At 64.7% G+C, this 6,292-nt stretch carries 4 protein-coding genes; 2 read left to right on the forward strand and 2 right to left on the reverse strand.

Annotation, left to right across the window (positions count from 1 at the left end):
* Positions 1-22: 22 nt before the first annotated feature.
* The gene (locus YH3_RS10195) at positions 23-3,271 is read left to right on the forward strand and encodes a BTAD domain-containing putative transcriptional regulator (RefSeq protein WP_042453055.1); all 3,249 of its coding nucleotides are present in this window, start codon (positions 23-25) and stop codon (positions 3,269-3,271) included.
* 21 nt (positions 3,272-3,292) lie between these two features.
* Here YH3_RS10195 and YH3_RS10200 read toward each other — a convergent pair whose 3' ends face one another.
* Positions 3,293-4,120, reverse strand: coding sequence for an ABC transporter permease (locus tag YH3_RS10200; protein ID WP_003941848.1), 828 nt, complete (start codon positions 4,118-4,120; stop codon positions 3,293-3,295).
* Complete coding sequence (locus YH3_RS10205) at positions 4,117-5,124, reverse strand: daunorubicin resistance protein DrrA family ABC transporter ATP-binding protein (RefSeq protein ID WP_003941960.1); 1,008 nt, start codon at positions 5,122-5,124, stop codon at positions 4,117-4,119. The genes YH3_RS10200 and YH3_RS10205 overlap by 4 nt, the downstream gene beginning before the upstream one ends.
* Positions 5,125-5,278: 154 nt before the next feature.
* Here YH3_RS10205 and YH3_RS10210 point away from each other — a divergent pair, with 154 nt between their 5' ends.
* A complete protein-coding gene (locus tag YH3_RS10210) occupies positions 5,279-6,172 on the forward strand; it encodes a type IV toxin-antitoxin system AbiEi family antitoxin domain-containing protein (protein WP_050768582.1) in 894 nt (297 codons plus the stop codon).
* The last annotated feature ends 120 nt before the right edge of the window (positions 6,173-6,292 follow it).

A 6,292-nucleotide genomic window follows, 5' to 3' on the forward strand; every position in this document is an offset into this window, starting at 1 on the left:
ATCGAACGCGGTGGATCAGCACATGACTCGAGACGTGAGTGAGCGCGCCAGGTACGCGCAGTCGGGCGAAGACCTGGCAGACATTGCCTTGCTCGGACCCGTTTCGACCAAAGTGGGCGGTCGTCTGGTTCCGTTGCCGGGTCCGCGAGCTCGAACTCTGCTGGTTGCGCTGGCTCGCAATCCGGGTGAGCCACGTACCGCGCAGAGCCTGATCGACGACGTCTGGGGGCTGGAGCCGCCGCGCTCACCGATGAACGCCCTCCACACTCAGGTCTCGCGCCTGCGATCTGCACTCCCGGACGGGGCCCTCGAAGTCACGGCGGCCGGATACCGGCTCACTCTCGCTCGGGAGCGTGTCGACCTGGCCAGAGCAGCGGACGCCGCCCGTGGTCTGCGCACCGTCGGCGCCGACGCGTCCGAAGCGCTCGCCGTCACGACCGCGTCATTGCGCCTGTGGCGCGGTACCCCCGGGAGTGACGTCGTCGGCGACGTTGCAGATCGTCTGGCGCTCGACGCAGGCCGGGTGTACGACGAACTGGAGACGGCGCAGATCGACGCGTTGCTCACATTGGGGGAGTACGCGGCAGCCATTCCCCTGGTGCGCGGACGCCATCTGGCGAGCCCATTCGACGACACAGCGGCCGAGGCGTTGATGCGTGCGCTCGCCGGAGCAGGCCGAGTCAACGAGGCACTCGAAGTGTTCGCGGAGTTCCGCAACCACCTCGCCAATCGCCTGGGCGCTGATCCGTCACCCGCACTGGTGACTCTCAATGCGGAACTTCTCGGGGCACCTGCGGCTACACCGCGGGCCGCGCGTGCGATCGGTCTGCGCGCTGCCCCCAACACCTTGCTCGGTCGCGACAACGACATCGACCAGATCGAATCCTTGCTCGCCCGCTCGCGCGTCGTCACCATTCTCGGACCTGGTGGCGCCGGAAAGACCCGTCTCGCACACGAATTGGGCCTGCGCGGATCCGTGAACCAGCCGGGCGTCTCGGTGGTCCTCGTGGAGTTGGCGTCGTTGCGCAGCAGCGAAGATGTCATCGCGGCCATCGGAGGCACCCTCGGAATCAGCGAATCCGATCTGGCGCCAGGCAAATTGACCGTCGGCCGAACGCATTCGGCGAGAGAGCGACTCAAAGAGGCGCTGTCCGCCGGTCCGATGTTGCTCATCCTCGACAATTGTGAGCACGTGATCGGCGCGTGTTCGGAGATCGTGGCCGAGATGATCGCGGCCGGTCGTCAGCTGACGGTTCTGACCACCAGTCGTTCTCCGCTCATGATCAGTGCCGAGGCGGTGTACCCGTTGCCGCCGTTGGCGATCGACGACGGAAGCGGCTCGGCAGTCGAACTCTTCTCGGCGAGAGCCCGTGCGGTGCGGCCGTCTGTTCATCTGGACGTCGACGCGGTAGTCAAGCTGTGTACGACGCTCGACGGACTCCCGCTGGCGATCGAGCTCGCTGCCGCGCGGGTCCGCACCATGAGCGTCGACGAAATCGGTTCGAGACTGCGAGACAGGTTCGCGTTGTTGCGCTCCGATGATCCGACGTCTCCGGATCGGCATCGCACCCTGCACGCGGTGATCGACTGGAGCTGGAATCTGTTGGGCAGCGGGGATCAGATTGCGTTGCGTCGATTGTGCCGATTCCCGGCCGGCTTCACCCTTTCTTCGGCGCAGGCCGTTGCCGGGTGGGGCGAGTTGACCGATGTGGCAAGTGCCGTCGAAGCGCTGGTGAATCAGTCACTTCTTTCCGTCAGCGACGGGCAGGGAGATCTTCGGTACTACATGCTCGAGACTGTCCGTGAATACGGCGAGGAGCAACTCGCCGCGTCCGGGGAGGGACCGGAAGTGATTCGGCGCCTCGACGACTGGGCGATTGCGATCGCCGAGGATGCCGTCGTGCGTGCACGGACGGATCAGCTCCGTCTGATTGCCGACCTCGACGCCGAGCACGACAACCTTCTGGCTGTACTTCGCTGGGCCGTGGAACGCGGCGACGCGGTGACCGTAGCCAACGTCTTCCCCGTCCTTGCGATTCTGTGGGCCGTACGAGGATCGAACTCGGAAATCTCGAACTGGGCGTCGAAGATCGTCGGGGCGACCGCGGACAACGATCTGCGCGACGTGAATGCAGAACTGGTGGGCGCTACGTTCATCCTGGTGGCGATGCATCTCTTCTTCGGAGAGGCCGATCGAAACCATGCCCGTGCGCGGATCCGACTTCGAAAGCTGTTGCGTGAGCGCGATGATCTCGGTCCGTTGTTCGCATTTCTGATCAAGCTGACCACGAGTGGGATCGCCAACCACAAACTTGCGCGGTTGGTGGCCGAAGGCGTTCGCAGTTCCGATCCCGAGACCCGAATGGCGGCGCTGTCCGCGCGTTCGAACATGCGGGAGAACATCGGAGATCTGCGCGGTGCGTTGCTGGACGGGGAGACTCTGTTCGACTACGCCACCAGCATCGGTGACGAGTGGGGTCTGGCGATGGCGGCCCAACATGTCGGGTCGGTTCACAGCCAATCCGCCCGCTATGGCGAGGCCATCGAGTTCTACGCGATCGCGGCGGCGTCGATGGAACGCCTCGGTGCGCGTGACGAGGCGATGCAGCTCATCTGCTTTCAAGCCGGAGCAATGATCGCGGCCGGTGACACCGCTGGTGGTCGGGTGCTTCTCGATCGTGCACGTCCGGCATTGGCGCATTCGGGTGGGACCGGGGCCATCGAAACCGATCAACGGCGCGCGGCGCTCATAGCGAGTATCGCCGAGGCGGATCTCGCGGACGGCCGTATCGACGAGGGCTTGGCTCGGTATCGAGAAGCGCTGGAGCTGTTGGGTTCTGCGATCGAGAACATCTTCGGTGATCCCTTCGTCGTTCTGCTCGGTGCCGCGGCTGTGTGCGCTCACGCAGTTCACGGCCGGCACGAACTGGTGGCGGGCCGCGTTCTGCAGATGAAGGAGTCGAGTGCGCTCAAGCTCGATCCCAACGGTTACGCGGACCTGCCGCTCGCGGGTTCGTTGGCGTCGGCGATCGGGTCGTTCGATCTTGTCACGGGCAACATCGAACGCGGAGTCGAACTGATGGCTTTGTCGTTGAAAATGCCGGGGAGACAAGACTTCGTCTCGCTCCATCACGCGCGCCTCTCCGACTTCGCGGTTGGTCTGGTCGGAGCCGACAGGTGGTCTGTGGAAACCGAGAAGGTATCGGGTTACTCACGCAGAGCGGTCCGCGAAGCAGTGTTGGCTGCGCTTCGCGGACCGGTGCTGGACTAGGTCTGGACGATGGTGCGGGACTTATGTCTTGCGCATGTACATCCGCACGGTCAAAGGTGCCATGACGGCAACGATCACCGCGGCGCCCACCAGCGACCACACGACGTGGATACCGAAGTGGCCGTCGTTGGCCAGCTCGCGAACCGCGGTCACCAGGTGTGAGACCGGATTGACGTTCACGAACTTCTGAAGCCAACTCGGCATGGTGGCAGGATCGACGAACGCATTCGACAGGAACGTCAGCGGGAACAGCACGAGCATCGAAACACCCTGCACCGTGGACGCTTTGTTCATCAGCACGCCCATGAGAGCGAAGATCCAGCTGATGGAGAAGGCGCACACCATGACCAGGATCGCGGCAGACAGAATGCCGACCACGCCGCCTGCGGGGCGGTAACCCATCGCGAAACCGACGATGAACGTGATGGTCGTGGCGATGCCGTAGCGCACGACGTCGGCGAGCAATGCACCGGACAGCGGGGCGATACGAGCGATGGGAAGGGACTTGAAGCGGTCGAACACGCCCTTGTCCATGTCCTCACGAAGCTGCGTGCCCGTGACGATGGAACCGGTGATGACGGTTTGGACGAGGATGCCGGGGATGATCGTCGGCAGATATGCCGTCACGTCACCGGCGATCGCGCCGCCGAAGATGTAGGTGAACATCAACGTGAAGATGATCGGCTGGATGACGACGTCGAACAGTTGCTCGGGGTTGTGCTTGATCTTGAGAATTCCGCGGTACGCCATCGTGAACGTGTTCGCGAAGCTCTGCTGCAGGCTGATGCGGCGGGGTGCGGCATCCGGCTGGGCTATCGGCGACCGGGGTTTGGTGAGGGTGGTTGTCATGCGACGCTCCGATCGGAGTCGTTGTCGGACTGGGCGTCGTTGCGTCCACCGTCTTCGGGCTGGTGCCCGGTGATGGTCAGGAACACTTCGTCCAGGCTGGGTTTCTGTACGTTGATCTCGTCGACGGCGATACCTTGCTCACGCAGACGGATCAACAGGTCCGCCGTGATCGACGGGTCGCTCAGTGGTGCGGTGATCCGCCCGACCTCGGGAGTGACACCCACCTCGACGCTCAGCGCAGCGGCGATGAGCGAGCGAGCCTCCTCGGTGCGATCACGATCGACCAACTTGAGCTGGAGGGAGGAGATCCCGACCGAAGCCTTGAGTTCGTCGGCGGTGCCGTTGGCGATCACGCGGCCGCGGTCGATCACCGCGATGCGATCGGCCAGTTGATCGGCTTCGTCGAGGTACTGCGTGGTGAGCAACACCGTCGAACCCTCGGCGACGAGTCGCCGGATGGTCACCCACATCTGGGCGCGGGTGCGCGGATCGAGGCCGGTGGTGGGCTCATCGAGAAACAGCAGCGGCGGGCGCGCGATCAGGCTTGCCGCCAGATCCAGGCGTCGACGCATGCCACCGGAGAAGTTCTTCAGCGGTTTGGTCGCGGCCTCGACCAGATCGAACTCCTCGAGGAGTTCGAGGGACTTGGTGCGCGCATCGCGGCGGCTCAGGCCGAGCAGCCGCGAGAAGATCACGAGGTTCTCGGTCGCCGTCAGATCCTCGTCGACGGAGGCGTACTGACCGGTGACGCCGATCAGGGATCGGACCGCGGTGGGTTCACGGCTGACGTCGTGGCCGAAGATGCGCGCCTCACCGCCGTCGGGGCGAAGGAGAGTGGCGAGCATGCGGACGGTGGTGGTCTTGCCGGCGCCGTTCGGCCCGAGGACGCCGAACACCGAGCCGGTGGGGACGGTGAGGCTGACGCCGTCGACCGCGCGGTGCTCGCCGAACTTCTTGACGAGTCCGTCGGCCTCGATGGCAAGAGGCGAAGCTGTGTGGTTCATGGGATGAAGCTTGGCAGACCGATCTTGCATGGACCTTGCGTGGAACTTGCGGTTACTTGCACAGCGCGCGAGGTCGGTGCTCCACAACCGGCAAACAATCCCCAGACGGATCTTGCTTGTCGGTGTGCGGGCGCGGCGGCATCACGCTCGCTGCATGGAGATTCTTACGCGGGCACAGGCTCACCGGGACGGCACCAGCGACGCGCAGTTGCAGCGAGCGGTCAGGCGCGGCGAGCTGCACCGAATCGCAGCGGGGATCTACATGCGCGCCGATCACTTCCGCGAACTCGATGCGAGAGCACGCCACCGCTGCGCTGTCATGGTAGCCACCGAAAGCTGTGGACCAGGCGCAATCGTGAGCCACGCTTCGGCAGCGGTCATGCACGGATTGGATTGCGGCGGATTGCGATTGGACACCGTGCACATGACGCGTAACCGGTGCTCGGGTGGGCGGAAGAGTCAAACCTTGCATCTTCATCCGGCAGTGGTCCCGGCCGAGGAGGTCGTGCTGATCGACGGCGTCGCAACCACGTCGCTTGCGCGAACGTTCGTCGACCTCGCACGGACGACGCCGTTCGAGACCGCCGTGGTGATCGGTGATTGCGCCCTGCGACGTGGGATGAGGCGTGAGAACGTCGACGCTTCGCTCGATCATGCGCGCGGACGGCTGGGAATGAGTCGCGCTCGAGTGGCGGCGACGTTCATCGAACCAGGTGCCGAGAGTCCGGGGGAGTCCATCAGCCGGGTACGCATGCGCGACGACGGTTGGCCGATGCCGACCCTGCAGCACGAGATCCGTCACGGTGGCCGGTTCATCGGGAGAGTCGATTTCTTCTGGAAAGAGCACGGTGTGGTGGGCGAGTTCGACGGGATGGTCAAGTATCGCGGCGACAATCCGGGGAGGGCGGTAGAGCGCGAGAAACTGCGGGAGGACGCGATCCGGGACGCGGGGTTCGAGGTGTTCCGGTGGGTATGGGCGGATCTTCGCGACTTCGAACGTGTCCGCGAAAGGTTCGAGCGGGCTTGCCTCCGCGGAGCCGCGCGCTGATTGTGCAGCCGCGGCGCTGATCAGGCCTGCGGCTGAACAATCGGGCTGCGGCTGCTAGCTGAACCGAGCCACCAGGGCGGCGCGGTCGAGCTTTCCCGGTCCACGCAGGGGGAGCGCGTC

This window comes from Rhodococcus sp. YH3-3 (assembly GCF_001653035.1).
In the GTDB taxonomy this organism is placed as follows: Bacteria; Actinomycetota; Actinomycetes; order Mycobacteriales; family Mycobacteriaceae; genus Rhodococcus_F; species Rhodococcus_F qingshengii.

What these genes read in the sequence shown, in the direction of transcription:
- YH3_RS10195 (WP_042453055.1), top strand. Translation starts at nt 23, where the DNA reads ATGACTCGAGACGTGAGTGAGCGCGCCAGGTACGCGCAGTCGGGCGAA.
- YH3_RS10200 (WP_003941848.1), bottom strand. Translation starts at nt 4,120, where the DNA reads ATGACAACCACCCTCACCAAACCCCGGTCGCCGATAGCCCAGCCGGAT.
- YH3_RS10205 (WP_003941960.1), bottom strand. Translation starts at nt 5,124, where the DNA reads ATGAACCACACAGCTTCGCCTCTTGCCATCGAGGCCGACGGACTCGTC.
- YH3_RS10210 (WP_050768582.1), top strand. Translation starts at nt 5,279, where the DNA reads ATGGAGATTCTTACGCGGGCACAGGCTCACCGGGACGGCACCAGCGAC.